This window comes from Citrobacter sp. Cy070, from assembly GCF_030332245.1.
Classification (GTDB): Bacteria; Pseudomonadota; Gammaproteobacteria; order Enterobacterales; family Enterobacteriaceae; genus Citrobacter; species Citrobacter youngae.
Map to the genome: position 1 here is coordinate 97,839 of NZ_JAOWIG010000053.1, position 15,566 is coordinate 113,404.

Here is a 15,566-nt window from a genome sequence, read left to right on the forward strand (position 1 = left end):
CGGATAAGGCGTCAGCCGCATCCGGCATGATGCGCAGAGTTGTCTTAGCGTTTAGCCACACGAATAGTCTGCGCGAGGCGAGATGGTTTTTCTTCGGTGGTTTTCTGCGGAGCGGTCGCGTAAGCCGTTTCTACACAAACAAACGTTTTGTAACCGTCATCCGGCATGTCGCCCATGCTAATGGACAGCGCCGGACCCGGGTTCCAGCCGACAACGTTCAGATGGTGGTGGTGCACGACATCGATATTGCGCTTGAGCGAATCATCATGAATCACGCTGCACGCTTCCGGATTCAGATAGACACGATCGGTGCGGTCCGGGAAGGTCTGAATGCCGTCAGCCAGCACATCTTCTTTCGCATCGTTCACTTTATCGATCAGGCGATCGCCAAGACCACTGACTTTCACTGCGGCAATATCACCCACGTTGAAGTAGGTATGCAGTGCGGAGGTGGTTTCAAACTCACCGTGGGCTTCCAGTTCGATTTCACAGGTAGCACCGACCTTAAAGCGGGCAAGCAGGGTAAAGTCGTGTGGCCATAGCTGACGCGTTTCAGCGTTGCTCTGCAGTTCAAACGTCAGTACCACGCCGTTGTCATCTTCGTTGTGCGCCTTCAGCGTCCAGGACAAGTTACGAGCAAAACCATGAGAAGGCAAACCCTGTTGAGCCGCCGGGCCAAACCACGGCCAGCAAATGGGGACGCCGCCACGCAGCGCTACGCCTGTTTTGAACGGGGTATTGTTACTTAGCCACAGGACTTCCTCTTCGCCGTTTGGTTTCCAGGAAAGAAGATGTGCGCCCTGCAGCGCGAAAGAAGCTTTAACCTGTGGGTGATCGACAACAAGAACCTCAAGTTCATCAAGCTGACGGCGGGAGAGGACAGGGGTAAGCTGTTCAATGACCGGGAGAGCGAAAATTTTGTTAATCATGATGCAATCCTTGGTATGTAAATATTTTGGTCATAAAAAAAGGCGACCGAAGTCGCCTTTTTGGATCAGATACTCATCTCAACTTATTTGGAGATGTGAGCAATCAGGTCCAGAACTTTGTTGGAGTAGCCGGTTTCGTTGTCGTACCAGGATACCAGTTTCACGAAGTTGTCGTTCAGTGCGATACCAGCTTTAGCATCGAACACGGAAGTGCAAACTTCACCGTTGAAATCGGTAGATACTACGTCGTCTTCGGTGTAACCCAGAACGCCTTTCATCGGGCCTTCGGAAGCAGCTTTGATTGCTTTCTTAATTTCTTCATAAGAAGCAGCTTTTTCCAGACGAACGGTCAGGTCAACAACGGATACGTTCGGGGTAGGAACGCGGAACGCCATACCGGTCAGTTTGCCGTTCAGTTCTGGCAGTACTTTACCTACAGCTTTAGCAGCACCGGTAGAGGACGGGATGATGTTCTGGGATGCGCCGCGGCCGCCGCGCCAGTCTTTGTGAGACGGGCCATCAACGGTTTTCTGAGTAGCGGTGGTCGCGTGAACAGTGGTCATCAGACCTTCGATGATGCCGAAGTTGTCGTTGATAACTTTAGCCAGCGGAGCCAGGCAGTTAGTGGTGCAGGAAGCGTTAGAAACGATGTCCTGACCTTCGTATTTGTCAAAGTTTGCGCCTTTAACAAACATCGGAGTGTTATCTTTGGACGGACCAGTCAGAACCACTTTTTTCGCGCCAGCAGTGATGTGCTTACGAGCAGTTTCGTCTGTCAGGAACAGGCCAGTAGCTTCAGCAACTACGTCAACACCAACTTCGTCCCATTTCAGGTTAGCCGGATCACGTTCAGCGGTAACACGGATTTTTTTACCGTTTACGATCAGATGACCGTCTTTCACTTCAACGGTACCGTTGAAACGGCCGTGAGTGGAGTCATATTTCAGCATGTAAGCCATGTAGTCAGCGTCTAACAGGTCGTTGATTGCAACGATCTCGATGTCAGAGCGTTCTTGAGCAGCACGGAAAACAATGCGACCGATACGGCCAAAACCGTTGATACCTACTTTGATAGTCATATATTCCACCAGCTATTTGTTAGTGAATAAAAGGTTGCCTGTAAAATTACAAAAACCTTACGCAGCGTCAAGCGGAATCGTGTCAATCATTGCGACAAATCAATCTGCTGCCTAAGCTTTGCGCAACTGACTCGCCTCACTCTTCCTTTGGGCTTGAAACCACATGGGGTCGGCGGCCCGAATTTTAAAGGGCAATTAAGATAAAAACGTGATTCTTATCACGAATTGCAGGCTGCCATTTCGCAAGGATCAAGTTTAGAACAAAAGTTCGCACTCCGGTGTTAATGTTTTGTTAGAATCTGTCTCGCAATGTGAGTTTAGATAAAGTGAGATGTGAGCAAATGGCTAATCAACCTTCTCCAGAAGAACTGAAAAAAAATTTAACCGAAATGCAGTTCTACGTGACGCAGAATCACGGGACAGAACCGCCATTTACCGGGCGTTTGCTGCATAACAAGCGTGACGGCATCTACCACTGTTTGATCTGCGACAAACCGCTATTTCGTTCCGAGACAAAATATGACTCTGGCTGCGGCTGGCCCAGCTTTTACGAGCCCGTCAGTGAAGAGGCTATCCGTTACATGAAAGATACTTCACATGGCATGCAGCGCATTGAAATTCGCTGTGGTAACTGTGATGCGCACCTCGGACACGTTTTTCCGGATGGTCCGAAACCTACCGGTGAACGTTACTGCGTTAACTCAGCGTCTTTGAACTTCACCGATGGTGAAAACGGCGAGCAAACCAAGGGCTAAAGAAACGATTCAGCAAATTATTCTACGGAGAGTGGATTTAACATGAATCTTGATGAGATGATCAACAGCATGACGCCGGAAGTTTATCAGCGCTTATCGACTGCCGTTGAACTCGGAAAATGGCCGGATGGCGTGGCGCTAACGGCAGAACAAAAAGAGAACAGCTTACAGCTGGTGATGTTATGGCAAGCGCGAAACAATATTGACGCACAGCATATGACGATCGATACCAACGGTGAGATGGTGATGAAGAGTAAGCAGCAGCTTAAAATGGAATTTGGGATTACGCCCGAACCGATTGCGACGTTTAAATCCTGATTAACCTGGCCCGGCAAACATCGGTGTCGGGCCCGCAGTTGATGTTATTTCTTGTTCATCATCGCCTTCAGATCGGCAAACGGATTGTATTTAGCCTCGCCGACGTCTTTCTGCGCATCTTCCCCCGCCACTACAGTGGAACCATACTGATCAACCTCAGTGTATTTCGAATGCTCATGATCGTGACAGTACAGGCATAACATCTCCCAGTTGCTACCGTCTTCCGGGTTATTGGAGTGATCGTGATCGATGTGATGTACCGTCAGCTCGCGCAAATTTGAATACACGAACTCACGGGAACAACGTCCACAAACCCAGGGGAAGAGCTTTAGCGCCTTTTCCCGGTATCCGACTTCCAGACGGGCGTAATTTTTAGGGATAAAAGCCATAAAAGCGCATGCCTCCAGTAGAAAATGAAGAGCTGCGCCAAAGGCTGGCGCAGCAGAATGGGCTAATCATAACCTATTGTGTCAGGCGTTGGGATCAGTGTTTGATGCCTAACGAATCGGCTAACTGCTTCGCCAACTGGTTTTGGTCATCTGCACCGTATTCCCAGAACATGGCACCTCCCAGTCCCTTGCTCTTGATGTAGTCAGCCTTGATCGCTACCGAGCGCGGGTTTTCATAAGAGAGGGCAAAAAGTGCTTTTCCATCTGCAGACTGCACCGATATCCACGGCACTTTTGCTTCATCATCCCAATGCTGGCTAAAGCGCTTCTGCGGATCGTTGATCAACTTCGCCACAATATCGTTGTACTTCACATAGGTATCTTTACTCAGATCGACGCCCAGTGATTTGAACAACTCAATTTGCGCAGGCTCGAAATAGGGCTGGGTAACAGGATTTTTCTGCGCGTCAGGTTTGCTCCAGTCAATACCTGGCTCAACGGCGCGTTTTGGTACGCGTCCATAAAAACCGATGCCCAGGTTCATTTGACTCGCTTTTAGACCGGCAGCAAGGTAGTTGTCGACGACAAAATTGGCGCTGTACCTATCCGCTGCGGCGACCGTTGGCCATTGTGTCGAATCGTACAGATTCGAGTTGAAATACTGAGTACCGTAGGCCATGTCATAGGTCATCAGGTTGATGTAATCGAGCGATGGCGCAATGGCTTTCACATCCACCCAGCTTTTCGGACTTTCCGCATTCGCACCCACGGCGATGGTTAGCAGTTTTTTATGACCCAACGCGGCACGCAGCTCTGTTAACAGCGCGGTAAAGTTCGCGCGGTCGGCTGGCTGGCTTTCAACCAGTCCCCAGGCGCCGTTGACCGGATATTCCCAGTCAAGGTCGATGCCATCCAGTCCATATTTCGCAATTATCTCCTGCGCAGACTGAATAAACACCGCGCGCGATTCTTTCGTTGCTGCAGCCCCAGAGAATCCGCGTGCGCCCCAGCCGCCGACGGAAAGCAGAACTTTCAGGTTCGGATTCTGTTTACGCAGCTGTGGAATTTTCAGCAAATCATCCTGCACTTTCTGTGAAAGCCAAATTTGATGGAGCTTGCTGGCATCTTTTAAGGCGTCATTGGTCTCGCCTTTTTCATTGTTATAGACAAGGCCAAACGAATAGTTGAGATGGGTTATCTGGCGAACATCCAGTTTATTGATATCGCCACCAGGACCCGCGGTGACGTCACCACCGCCATTGAAGTAGCCAACAGACATCAGCGAACTGGCGGAAACAACGCTCGCGCAGAGCAGGGGTAATGCTGCCAACAAAGGCAAAAGTTTCATCGGTGTTCCTCTTTGACATTTAAACAAGCAAACACGCCACGGAAATGGCGTGGCGAAAAAAACAGCACTTGCAGGTTAACAGTTTCATAACAGAAAAAATGCGAAGGGGTTCACGGCATTTTAGCCAAGCGGCTGCAATGTGCCGTTGGCTTTCGACTCAATCTGGCACTTATTTGTGATCTAAGTTGTGAAATGCAGATAATAATCTGTGTTTTAAAGATTTTGTGTTGACCTCAAAAATTATATGGATAAGTATGATGCCAGGTGATGCAAAACTAAACACAAAGGAAAATTCAATGAAAGCACTGGCAAGATTTGGCAAGGCCTTTGGCGGCTACAAAATGATTGATGTCCCGGAACCGGTATGCGGCCCGGATGACGTAGTGATTGAAATCAAAGCTGCAGCTATCTGCGGCGCGGACATGAAACACTACAATGTCGACAGTGGATCCGACCAGTTCAATTCGATTCGTGGTCACGAATTTGCCGGCCAAATTGTGCAGGTTGGCGATAAGGTTAAGGACTGGAAAATCGGTCAGCGAGTGGTTTCTGACAACAGCGGGCATGTCTGCGGTGTTTGTCCGGCTTGTGAACAGGGCGATTTTCTGTGTTGTACAGAAAAAGTGAACTTAGGTCTCGACAATAACACATGGGGCGGAGGGTTCTCTAAATATTGCCTGGTGCCGGGGGAAATCCTCAAAATTCACCGCCATGCGCTGTGGGAAATTCCACAAGGCGTTGATTATGAAGAAGCGGCGGTGCTGGATCCTATCTGTAACGCCTACAAATCTATTGCTCAGCAATCCAAATTCCTTCCCGGCCAGGACGTCGTGGTTTTCGGCACCGGCCCATTAGGGCTCTTTTCCGTGCAAATGGCGCGCATCATGGGGGCCGTAAATATCGTAATGGTCGGGCTGGAAGACGATGTCGCAGTGCGTTTCCCGATAGCCAAAGAAATGGGGGCCACGGCTGTCGTCAACGGTTCGACCGAAGATGTGGTTGCACGTTGTCAGGAGATCTGCGGGAAAGATAATCTGGGACTGGTCATCGAATGTTCCGGTGCCAATATTGCCCTGAAACAATCTATCGAAATGCTGCGTCCTAACGGTGAAGTCGTCCGCGTGGGGATGGGCTTCAAACCTCTCGATTTTTCTATTAACGACATCACTGCGTGGAATAAAAGCATCATTGGTCATATGGCCTACGATTCCACTTCCTGGCGCAATGCTATTCGCCTGCTCGCTAGCGGTGCGATAAAAGTCAAACCGATGATCACTCACCGTATCGGCTTATCGCAATGGCGAGAAGGTTTTGACGCGATGGTCGATAAGACTGCGATTAAGGTCATCATGACCTACGACTTTGATGAATAACTCCATTTATTAAAGGAAGGTTCCCGGATGGAACAAATAGCAAAACCGCACTGCGGCGCGAGGTTGGACAGGCTGCCTGACTGTCGCTGGCATACGTCAATGTTTGCCATGGTTGCCTTCGGATTACTGGTTTGCTGGAGTAATGCCGTCGGCGGATTAATTCTCGCGCAGTTAAAAGAACTTGGCTGGACTGATAATTCCACCACCGCCACGTTCTCTGCCATTACGACGGCTGGAATGTTTCTCGGTGCGCTCGGCGGGGGAATTATTGGCGATAAAATCGGGCGTAAAAATGCATTTATTCTGTATGAAGCGATTCATATTATTTCTATGATCGTGGGTGCGTTTTCACCCAATATGACCTTTCTGATCGCCTGCCGTTTTGTAATGGGAGTTGGATTAGGCGCGCTGCTGGTCACCTTATTTGCCGGGTTTACCGAATATATGCCTGGCAGAAATCGTGGTACATGGTCGAGTCGGGTCTCGTTTATCGGCAACTGGTCTTATCCACTCTGTTCGCTGATTGCGATGGGGCTGACGCCACTTATCAGCGCGGAATGGAACTGGCGCGTACAGCTGTTGATTCCAGCGGTGCTGTCGCTCATAGCTACTGTTATTGCCTGGCGCAGTTTCCCTGAGTCGCCTCGCTGGCTGGAGTCTCGCGGGCGCTACCAGGAAGCCGAAAAGGTGATGCGGGCAATTGAAGAAGGTGTCATTCGACAGACCGGTAAGCCACTGCCGCCAGTCGTGATAAAGGATGATGGCAAACAACCGCGTTCTGTACCGTACTCCGCCTTATTAACAGGTGTATTGCTGAAGCGGGTTATTTTGGGTTCTTTTGTTCTGATTGCCATGAACGTCGTTCAGTACACCTTAATTAACTGGCTACCGACAATATTTATGACTCAGGGTATTAATCTGAAAGACTCCATTGTCTTAAATACCATGAGCATGTTCGGTGCGCCGTTTGGGATTTTTATCGCCATGCTGGTCATGGATAAAATTCCGAGAAAAACAATGGGAGTGGGGTTATTAGTGTTAATTGCTGTACTGGGTTATATCTATTCGCTGCAAACCAGTATGCTGTTAATTACATTAATCGGTTTTTTCCTGATTACCTTTGTTTATATGTATGTTTGTTATGCCTCCGCTGTCTATGTTCCGGAAATATGGCCAACCGAAGCGAAACTTCGCGGTTCGGGACTGGCCAACGCGGTCGGGCGTGTCAGTGGTATCGCCGCACCTTATGCAGTCGCAGTATTACTTAATAGTTACGGCGTGACAGGGGTGTTTGTACTGCTAGGTGCGGTCTCCATTATTGTCGCCATTGCTATTGCTACCATCGGAATTGAAACCAAAGGCATCTCTGTCGAAAGTCTCGGGATTGATGCAGTCACCAGCAAATAATATTGACGGGAAATAAAATGAAAAACTCGAAAGCGATATTAAAAACGCCGGGCACGATGAAAATCATCGCCGCCGATATTCCGGTGCCCAATGAGCATGAAGTGCTGATTAAAGTGGAATACGTTGGCATTTGCGGTTCAGATGTTCATGGATTTGAATCAGGTCCTTTTATTCCGCCAAAAGATCCTCATCAGGAAATTGGTCTGGGGCATGAATGCGCCGGTACGGTGGTGGCGGTAGGGAACCGTGTAACCAAATTTAAACCGGGTGATCGGGTGAATATTGAACCCGGTGTACCGTGTGGTCACTGCCGCTACTGCCTGGAAGGGAAATACAACATCTGCCCGGACGTCGATTTTATGGCTACGCAGCCCAACTACCGCGGTGCGCTAACCCACTATCTGTGCCATCCGGAGAGCTTCACTTACAAGTTGCCCGATAATATGGACACCCTGGAAGGTGCGTTGGTGGAACCTGCGGCGGTGGGTATGCATGCTGCAATGCTGGCAGACGTTAAACCGGGTAAGAAAATCGTCATTCTCGGGGCGGGGTGTATTGGTTTAATGACTCTGCAAGCGTGTAAATGTTTGGGCGCAACCGAGATCGCGGTGGTTGATGTGCTGGACAAACGTCTGGCTATGGCCGAACAACTCGAGGCGACAACCGTGATCAACGGTGCAAAAGAGGACACCATTGTCCGCTGCCAACAGTTCTCTGGCGATATGGGCGCGGACATTGTTTTCGAAACCGCCGGTTCAGCCATCACCGTTAAGCAGGCGCCGTATCTGGTGATGCGCGGCGGGAAAATAATGATCGTCGGTACAGTACCTGGTGATTCCGCAATTAATTTCCTCAAAATTAACCGTGAAGTGTCTATTCAGACCGTTTTCCGTTACGCCAACCGCTATCCGGTTACTATTGAAGCCATATCCTCCGGTCGGTTCGATGTGAAATCGATGGTGACGCATATTTACGATTATGCAGATGTTCAGCGCGCGTTTGATGAATCCGTTAATAACAAAAGCGAAATTATTAAAGGCGTAATTAAAGTAAATCATTAATTTATCGCAAAGGGAGAAATAACTATGCTGGCAGATATTAAATATTGGGAAAATGATGCCCAAAATAAACATTATGCGATTGCTCACTTTAACGTGTGGAATGCAGAAATGCTAATGGGGGTGATTGATGCGGCGGAAGAGTCGAAATCGCCGGTGATTATCTCCTTCGGTACTGGTTTTGTGGGGAATACCTCGTTCGAAGATTTTTCGCACATGATGGTTTCAATGGCTAAAAAGGCCTCGGTTCCAGTTATTACCCACTGGGATCACGGACGCAGCATGGAGATAATCCATAACGCCTGGACTCATGGCATGAATTCGCTGATGCGTGATGCCTCTGCCTTTGATTTCGAAGAGAATATTCGTCTGACAAAAGAGGCCGTGGATTTTTTCCATCCACTGGGTGTGCCGGTCGAAGCGGAACTGGGCCATGTGGGCAATGAAACGGTGTACGAAGAGGCACTGGCGGGTTATCACTATACCGATCCGAACCAGGCGGCGGAATTTGTCGAGCGTACCGGCTGCGATTCGCTGGCGGTGGCGATTGGTAACCAGCACGGCGTCTATACCTCAGAGCCGAAACTGAATTTCGACGTGGTTAAACGCGTGCGCGAAGCCGTATCCGTTCCGCTGGTGCTGCACGGCGCGTCCGGCATTAGCGATGCGGATATCAAAAAAGCCATTTCATTAGGTATCTCTAAAATCAACATTCACACCGAACTGTGCCAGGCTGCGATGGTGGCAGTGCAGGAGAACCAGAATCAGCCCTTCCTGCACGTTGAACGTGAAGTTCGCAAAGCGGTAAAAGAGCGTGCGCTGGAGAAAATTAAACTGTTCGGTTCTGACGGTAAAGCGGAATGACAACATGGATAATATCGAGGTTATTTGTATAGGGGCTGCTATTGTTGATATTCCTTTACAGCCTGTGAGTAAAAATATCTTTGATGTTGACTCTTATCCGTTAGAACGAATAGCGATGACAACCGGCGGCGACGCAATTAACGAAGCGACAATTATTTCTCGTCTCGGTCATCGTACAGCGTTAATGAGCCGGGTTGGGGCTGATGCAGCAGGTCATTTTATTCTCGACCACTGTCGTCGGGAGAATATAGATATTCAGAGCCTGAAGCAGGATGCCGCAATTGATACATCTATTAACGTGGGATTAGTCACCGCCGATGGCGAGCGTACTTTTGTGACTAACCGTAACGGCAGCTTATGGAAGCTGAATATCAGCGATGTTGATTTTGACCGTTTCTCTCAAGCAAAGTTGTTGTCGCTGGCGAGTATTTTTAATAGCCCGTTACTGGATGGCGATGCACTGACTGCAATTTTCACTCAGGCGAAAGCGCATCGGTTAATTATCTGCGCGGATATGATCAAACCGCGGCTTAATGAAACACTGGACGATATCCGTGAAGCGCTGAGCTACGTGGATTATCTGTTTCCCAATTTTGAAGAGGCAAAACTGCTCACCGGGAAAGAGACGCTGGATGACATTGCCGACAGTTTCCTGAACTGTGGCGTGAAAACCGTCGTGATTAAGACCGGCAAGAGAGGCTGCTTTATCAAGCGTGTCGATATGAAAATCGAGGTTCCAGCCGTTTCGGGAATTACCGCCATCGACACTATCGGCGCGGGAGACAATTTTGCCTCGGGATTTATTTCAGCGCTGCTTGAAGGCAAAACCCTGCGTGAGTGCGCGCTGTTTGCTAATGCAACGGCAGCCATATCGGTTTTGAGCGTAGGGGCCACGACGGGTGTGAAGAACAGAAAGCTGGTTGAACAACTTCTCGATGAATATGAAGGATAATAGCAGCAGATGAAAATGATTCCTTTAGGCAGTACGGATATTACGCTTTCCCGCATGGGATTAGGCACCTGGGCGATTGGTGGCGGTCCGGCGTGGAACGGCGATCTCGACCTGCAGGTCTGTATTGATACCATTGTTGAGGCGCATCGCTGCGGTATCAATCTGATTGATACCGCGCCAGGCTACAACTTTGGCAACAGTGAAGTGATTGTCGGTCAGGCGCTGAAAAAGCTGCCGCGCAACGATATCGTTGTTGAAACCAAATGCGGCATCGTCTGGGAACGAACAGGAAGTTTGTTTAACAAAGTGGGCGACCGGCAGCTGTATAAGAATCTCACGCCCGAGTCGATTCGCGAAGAGGTGGATGCCAGCCTGCAAAGACTGGGTATTGAGAGCATTGATATCTACATGACCCACTGGCAGTCGGTCGAACCCTGTTTTACGCCGATTGCAGAAACCGTCGATACACTAAACGCACTCAAGAAAGAGGGGAAAATTCGTTCTATCGGTGCGGCGAACGTCGATGCGGAACATATCAGGGAGTATCTCAAACACGGTGAGCTGGATATCATCCAGGCCAAGTACAGCATCCTTGACCGGGCACTGGAGGCTGAACTGCTGCCGTTATGCCAGCAGCATGGCATCGTGGTGCAGGTCTATTCACCGCTCGAGCAGGGGTTGTTGACCGGTACTATCGGCAGAGATTATGTCCCGGGCGGGGCGCGGACCAACAAAGTCTGGTTCCAACGGGACAATATGCTACGGGTGATTGACATGCTTGAGCAATGGCGGCCGTTGTGCGAAAAATACCGCTGCACAATCCCCGCGTTGGCACTGGCGTGGATTTTGAAGCAAAGCAATTTAATCACCTTGCTGAGCGGCGCAACTGCGCCTGAACAGGTTCGTGATAATGTTCAGGCGTTAACGATTTCCCTAACCGATGATGATTCTTCATTGATGAGGCGAATGGCTGAGGCGTTGGATACAAAATAAGCCAAATGGGAGTTACCTCTGTTTCTGTGTAAAATAGTATTAAAATCTGTGATTCAGACATGTTCTTTTGAAAATAAACATAGCCTGTGAGATACTTGGGTCTTATTATTACTTTGCAGGAAACAGAGGTGTCATCGTGGCGGCAAAAGACAGGATTCAGGCCATTAAGCAAATGGTGGCGAATGATAAGAAAGTAGCGGTATCTAATTTAAGTTCGATCTTTCAGGTGACTGAAGAAACGATTCGCCGCGATCTGGAAAAACTGGAAGATGAAGGTTTTTTGACCCGAACATATGGCGGTGCAGTGCTCAATACCACCGCGTTGTCCGACAATATCCATTTTTATAAGCGTGCAAAATCTTTTTTTGAAGAAAAGCAGATCATTGCCCGTAAAGCATTACCGTTTATTAAAAATAAGACCACCATGGCTGCCGACTCCAGCAGTACCGCGATGGAATTATTAAAACTGTTGAAGGAAAGAAACGATCTGACGCTCCTGACCAACTCGGCCGAAGCTTTTCATGAGCTGGCACAGTCAGAGATTAACGTTGTTTCTACTGGCGGTGAATTAAATAAAAATACGCTGTCGCTTCAGGGAAGGATCACCAAGGAGATTATCAGCCGCTATCATGTTGATATCCTGGTGATGAGCTGCAAAGGTCTGGATATGCAGAGCGGGGCGCTTGATTCTAACGAAGCGGAAGCTGAAATCAAAAAGACGATGATCCGCCAGGCGACCGAAGTAGCTCTGTTAGTTGATCATTCGAAGTTCGATCGTAAAGCGTTCGTCCAGCTCGTGGACTTTAGCCATATTAATTACCTTATAACCAATAAGGCACCGGGTGCAGAGTGGATTGCATTTTGCAAAGAGAATAATATTCAACTCGTATATTAATTTTAACGTAGGGCGTGTCGATATTTTTTTAGTTTGCACCTGGACAATGCCATAAGAACCTAATGATGATGGATGGCGCGGCGAAATTTATTCTGCCGCGATCGCCATACTTTCTATTTAGCTTAATTTGAGGCATCCAGATGGAACAATGTGACCCTATCGGTGCAAGATTAGATCGCTTACCTTTATCTCGATTTCATTTTCGTATTTTCGGCATTATCAGTTTTAGTTTATTAGTCACCGGTTTTCTCAGCTATTCCGGGAATGTGGTATTGGCAAAATTAGTCAGTACCGGTTGGTCAAATAATTACCTCAACGCCGTGTTTACCTCGGCTCTGATGTTTGGCTATTTTATTGGCTCACTAACCGGTGGCTTTATTGGTGATTATCTTGGCCGACGCAAGGCGTTTCGCTTCAATTTGCTGATCGTCGGGGTCTCTGCCTGTGCGGCAACGTTTGTGCCTAACATGTACTGGCTTATCTTTTTCCGCTTCCTGATGGGGAGCGGAATGGGAGCGCTAATTATGGTGGGCTATGCCTCATTTACTGAATTTATTCCGCCCGGGGTGCGTGGGAAGTGGTCTGCTCGCCTGTCGTTTGTCGGCAATTGGTCGCCGATGCTGTCGGCGGCAATTGGCGTTGTGATTATCGCCTTTCTAAGCTGGCGGATGATGTTTTTACTCGGTGGCATGGCAATGCTCTTAGCATGGTATCTGTCGGGAAAGTACTATATTGAATCTCCTCGTTGGTTGGCTGGCAAAGGACAGAGAAACGAAGCTGAAAAACATCTTCTACAGGTGGAACTGCAAATTGAGAAAGAAAAAAACATTACTTTACCTTCCTGTCATAGCGATTGCCTGACGGCGGATATAAGCACGGAAAGTGATTCATTTTGGCTCTTGTTCAAAGGACCGATGCTGCGTTGTACGCTGGTGGCAATCACTGTGCTTATTGCGATGAATATTTCGCTCTATACCATTACGGTATGGATCCCGACGATTTTTGTTAATTCGGGAATCGATGTGACGAAATCTATTTTTATGACCGCGATAATTATGATTGGCGCACCCGTTGGGATATTTATTGCCACACTGATTATCGACCGTTTTCCACGACGATTGTTTGGTTCATTCTTGTTGATTATTATCGCGCTGCTCGGCTATTTCTATTCGATTCAAACCGAAGAGTGGGCTATTTTGAGCTACGGGTTGGTGATGATCTTTTTTTTGTATATGTATGTGTGCTTTGCCTCTGCGGTATATGTCCCCGAACTGTGGCCCACACACCTTAGATTGCGGGGATCGGGCTTTGTGAATGCCGTGGGAAGAATTGTCGCAGTATTTACGCCCTATGGCGTCGCTATCTTGTTGACCCGCTACGGCTCGATTACGGTCTTTATCGTGCTAGGCATAATGCTGGTGCTGTGCGCGCTGATTCTTTTTTGCTTTGGCATCGAAACACGCAAAGTTTCGCTGGAAGAGATTTCAACGCTGGCCTGAGATAACGTGCCGACAGGGGAGATCCTGTCGGCATCAATTAGCGCTGGGTTTCCAGCCAGTCATCAAGCGTATACAGCGTTGCGCCCGCCGCCGCCATGTCCATAAAGGCGTTTGCACTGTCCTGGGGTTGAATATTGACGCCGCGGCAGCCATCGGTAATAACGCTGACGGTATAACCCAAATCGAGCGCATCCAGAACGGTAAATTTGACGCAATAATCAGTTGCCAGTCCCATAATGATGAGGTCGGTAACATGATGTTGCTGAAGCCACGCATTCAGTGCAGTAGCCTGGCGACGACCGTTATCAAAAAACGCACTGTAACTGTCGACCAGCGGGTTCTCGCCCTTGGTAAAGGTTTGAGATATCGCTCGCTGTTTCAGCAGTGGATGTAGGCTTGCTCCTTCACTGTGCTGTACGCAATGATCGGGCCAGAACGTCTGCGCCAGGCCATCGAGTTGTCCCTGGCTGTAGGGGGCAACCTGATTCTGGCTGGCAAAACTACCGTGATTAGCCGGGTGCCAGTCCAGGCTGGCAACGACCATGTCACCGCGTACGGCACACCAGTCAATCAGACGGTTGGCAATATCGATTGTGCTGTCACCTTGCGGGACCGCGAGGGCACCACCGGCACAAAAGTCATTTTGTAAATCGACCAACAGTAAGGCTCGGGCCATGGGCATAGACTCCTTTAATCGTCAGGCGTGAGCTCACCACGCAGATTTTGCGTCATCGCTTCACGGATCGTCTGCGTATCCAGTTCCTGACTCAGTAAATAGTGCAATTTGGTGAGAGTGGCTTCGACCGTCATATCCGCGCCGCCAATCACGCCAGCATGCGCCAGCGCATTGCCTGTTGCGTAGCCCCCCATGTTCACCTTGCCGGACATACACTGCGTAAGGTTTATCACCACGATGCCACGCGAGCTCGCATCTTCAAGTTCTTGCAGAAACTCTTTATTCTGCGGTGCATTCCCCACGCCGTAGGAGCGCAAAATTAATGCTTTTACAGGTTGGCGCAGGAAGTTGCGTACTACATCAGCGGAGATCCCAGGATAAATGGTGACCACGCCAATCGGTTGCGGAGTGATAGGATGCACAATCAACTCACCTGTACCGTGAGGTGCGGGCGGTGTCCCCAGGCGACGAATGTGGATCCCGGCTTCCAGCAGTGGTGCAAGGTTGGGTGAGGCAAAGGCGTCAAAACCATCGGCATGCGCTTTAGTGGTCCGGTTGCCGCGAAACAGTCGATTGTTGAAAAACAGGGTAACTTCATTAATCGGGTAATTTGCTGCAACGTACAGCGCGTTGAGAAGGTTGATTTGCCCGTCAGAACGTAGCTCTGCTAACGGGATTTGTGACCCTGTCACAATGACCGGCTTGCCCAGATTCTCCAGCATAAAAGAGAGCGCCGAAGCCGTAAACGCCATGGTATCGGTGCCGTGCAGAATGACAAAACCATCGTAATCGTCGTAGTGCGCTTTAATGTCTTCCGCAATATGCTGCCAGTCTTCCGGCGTCATATCGGAGGAATCCATCAGCGGGGCGTATTCGTGGATGGTGAAGTCTGGCATCTCCGGACGGTGGAATTCAGGCATCAACGCCAGCTGGCGCTGCAGGTGACCGGAAACGGGAATATAACCCTGTTCTGAGCGCTGCATACCAATGGTACCGCCGGTATAGGCAACGTAAATTGATTTTTTCTGCAT

16 protein-coding genes are annotated in these 15,566 nt (G+C 49.2%); 10 read left to right on the forward strand and 6 right to left on the reverse strand.

What is annotated here, in order from left to right; translation table 11 throughout:
- Positions 1-44: 44 nt before the first annotated feature.
- Positions 45-929 (reverse strand): D-hexose-6-phosphate mutarotase, encoded by an 885-nt coding sequence (locus OGY19_RS07900; RefSeq protein ID WP_115602163.1) that lies wholly within the window; start codon positions 927-929, stop codon positions 45-47.
- An 83-nt stretch (positions 930-1,012) separates the two neighbouring features.
- Positions 1,013-2,008 (reverse strand): glyceraldehyde-3-phosphate dehydrogenase, encoded by a 996-nt coding sequence (gene gapA, locus OGY19_RS07905; RefSeq protein WP_003030697.1) that lies wholly within the window; start codon positions 2,006-2,008, stop codon positions 1,013-1,015.
- A 341-nt stretch (positions 2,009-2,349) separates the two neighbouring features.
- Between gapA and msrB the strand changes: the two genes are divergently transcribed.
- Positions 2,350-2,763 carry a peptide-methionine (R)-S-oxide reductase MsrB gene (msrB, locus tag OGY19_RS07910; RefSeq protein ID WP_048211920.1) on the forward strand — a complete coding sequence of 138 codons (414 nt, stop codon included), beginning with the start codon at positions 2,350-2,352 and terminating at the stop codon, positions 2,761-2,763.
- A gap of 42 nt (positions 2,764-2,805) precedes the next feature.
- Entirely contained in the window at positions 2,806-3,081 is a 276-nt protein-coding gene (locus OGY19_RS07915) for a YeaC family protein (RefSeq protein WP_048211919.1), read from the forward strand.
- 44 nt (positions 3,082-3,125) lie between these two features.
- Here OGY19_RS07915 and yajD read toward each other — a convergent pair whose 3' ends face one another.
- Both yajD and chiD read right to left on the reverse strand, forming a co-directional pair.
- Positions 3,126-3,470: an HNH nuclease YajD gene (gene yajD / locus OGY19_RS07920; protein WP_003030690.1), complete on the reverse strand. Its 345-nt coding sequence runs from the start codon at positions 3,468-3,470 to the stop codon at positions 3,126-3,128.
- A gap of 94 nt (positions 3,471-3,564) precedes the next feature.
- Positions 3,565-4,818 carry a chitinase ChiD gene (gene chiD / locus OGY19_RS07925; RefSeq protein WP_115602162.1) on the reverse strand — a complete coding sequence of 418 codons (1,254 nt, stop codon included), beginning with the start codon at positions 4,816-4,818 and terminating at the stop codon, positions 3,565-3,567.
- A 296-nt stretch (positions 4,819-5,114) separates the two neighbouring features.
- Between chiD and OGY19_RS07930 the strand changes: the two genes are divergently transcribed.
- The 8 genes from OGY19_RS07930 (at position 5,115) to OGY19_RS07965 (ending at position 13,859) form a co-directional block, all read left to right on the forward strand.
- Complete coding sequence (locus OGY19_RS07930; protein ID WP_115602161.1) at positions 5,115-6,191, forward strand: zinc-binding dehydrogenase; 1,077 nt, start codon at positions 5,115-5,117, stop codon at positions 6,189-6,191.
- 27 nt (positions 6,192-6,218) lie between these two features.
- On the forward strand, positions 6,219-7,598 hold the full coding sequence (locus OGY19_RS07935) for an MFS transporter (RefSeq protein ID WP_115602160.1): 1,380 nt from the start codon (positions 6,219-6,221) through the stop codon (positions 7,596-7,598).
- Positions 7,599-7,615: 17 nt separating this feature from the next.
- Entirely contained in the window at positions 7,616-8,659 is a 1,044-nt protein-coding gene (locus OGY19_RS07940; RefSeq protein WP_115602159.1) for an NAD(P)-dependent alcohol dehydrogenase, read from the forward strand.
- Between the two features lie 24 nt (positions 8,660-8,683).
- Positions 8,684-9,520 carry a ketose-bisphosphate aldolase gene (locus OGY19_RS07945; RefSeq protein ID WP_016152822.1) on the forward strand — a complete coding sequence of 279 codons (837 nt, stop codon included), beginning with the start codon at positions 8,684-8,686 and terminating at the stop codon, positions 9,518-9,520.
- Positions 9,521-9,524: 4 nt separating this feature from the next.
- A complete protein-coding gene (locus OGY19_RS07950) occupies positions 9,525-10,472 on the forward strand; it encodes a carbohydrate kinase family protein (protein ID WP_048211913.1) in 948 nt (315 codons plus the stop codon).
- A 9-nt stretch (positions 10,473-10,481) separates the two neighbouring features.
- Complete coding sequence (gene ydjG / locus OGY19_RS07955; RefSeq protein ID WP_115602158.1) at positions 10,482-11,465, forward strand: NADH-dependent methylglyoxal reductase; 984 nt, start codon at positions 10,482-10,484, stop codon at positions 11,463-11,465.
- 136 nt (positions 11,466-11,601) lie between these two features.
- The gene (locus tag OGY19_RS07960) at positions 11,602-12,360 is read left to right on the forward strand and encodes a DeoR/GlpR family DNA-binding transcription regulator (RefSeq protein ID WP_286596305.1); all 759 of its coding nucleotides are present in this window, start codon (positions 11,602-11,604) and stop codon (positions 12,358-12,360) included.
- Positions 12,361-12,500: 140 nt separating this feature from the next.
- Entirely contained in the window at positions 12,501-13,859 is a 1,359-nt protein-coding gene (locus OGY19_RS07965; RefSeq protein ID WP_048211910.1) for an MFS transporter, read from the forward strand.
- Between the two features lie 37 nt (positions 13,860-13,896).
- Here the strand turns inward: OGY19_RS07965 and pncA are convergent, their stop codons facing one another.
- Both pncA and ansA read right to left on the reverse strand, forming a co-directional pair.
- The gene (gene pncA, locus OGY19_RS07970) at positions 13,897-14,535 is read right to left on the reverse strand and encodes a bifunctional nicotinamidase/pyrazinamidase (protein ID WP_115602157.1); all 639 of its coding nucleotides are present in this window, start codon (positions 14,533-14,535) and stop codon (positions 13,897-13,899) included.
- Positions 14,536-14,549: 14 nt separating this feature from the next.
- Positions 14,550-15,566, reverse strand: coding sequence for an asparaginase (gene ansA / locus OGY19_RS07975; RefSeq protein ID WP_115602156.1), 1,017 nt, complete (start codon positions 15,564-15,566; stop codon positions 14,550-14,552).

Coding starts and splice junctions, on each gene's coding strand:
- OGY19_RS07900 (WP_115602163.1), bottom strand. CDS start 929: ATGATTAACAAAATTTTCGCTCTCCCGGTCATTGAACAGCTTACCCCT.
- gapA (WP_003030697.1), bottom strand. CDS start 2,008: ATGACTATCAAAGTAGGTATCAACGGTTTTGGCCGTATCGGTCGCATT.
- msrB (WP_048211920.1), top strand. CDS start 2,350: ATGGCTAATCAACCTTCTCCAGAAGAACTGAAAAAAAATTTAACCGAA.
- OGY19_RS07915 (WP_048211919.1), top strand. CDS start 2,806: ATGAATCTTGATGAGATGATCAACAGCATGACGCCGGAAGTTTATCAG.
- yajD (WP_003030690.1), bottom strand. CDS start 3,470: ATGGCTTTTATCCCTAAAAATTACGCCCGTCTGGAAGTCGGATACCGG.
- chiD (WP_115602162.1), bottom strand. CDS start 4,818: ATGAAACTTTTGCCTTTGTTGGCAGCATTACCCCTGCTCTGCGCGAGC.
- OGY19_RS07930 (WP_115602161.1), top strand. CDS start 5,115: ATGAAAGCACTGGCAAGATTTGGCAAGGCCTTTGGCGGCTACAAAATG.
- OGY19_RS07935 (WP_115602160.1), top strand. CDS start 6,219: ATGGAACAAATAGCAAAACCGCACTGCGGCGCGAGGTTGGACAGGCTG.
- OGY19_RS07940 (WP_115602159.1), top strand. CDS start 7,616: ATGAAAAACTCGAAAGCGATATTAAAAACGCCGGGCACGATGAAAATC.
- OGY19_RS07945 (WP_016152822.1), top strand. CDS start 8,684: ATGCTGGCAGATATTAAATATTGGGAAAATGATGCCCAAAATAAACAT.
- OGY19_RS07950 (WP_048211913.1), top strand. CDS start 9,525: ATGGATAATATCGAGGTTATTTGTATAGGGGCTGCTATTGTTGATATT.
- ydjG (WP_115602158.1), top strand. CDS start 10,482: ATGAAAATGATTCCTTTAGGCAGTACGGATATTACGCTTTCCCGCATG.
- OGY19_RS07965 (WP_048211910.1), top strand. CDS start 12,501: ATGGAACAATGTGACCCTATCGGTGCAAGATTAGATCGCTTACCTTTA.
- pncA (WP_115602157.1), bottom strand. CDS start 14,535: ATGGCCCGAGCCTTACTGTTGGTCGATTTACAAAATGACTTTTGTGCC.
- ansA (WP_115602156.1), bottom strand. CDS start 15,566: ATGCAGAAAAAATCAATTTACGTTGCCTATACCGGCGGTACCATTGGT.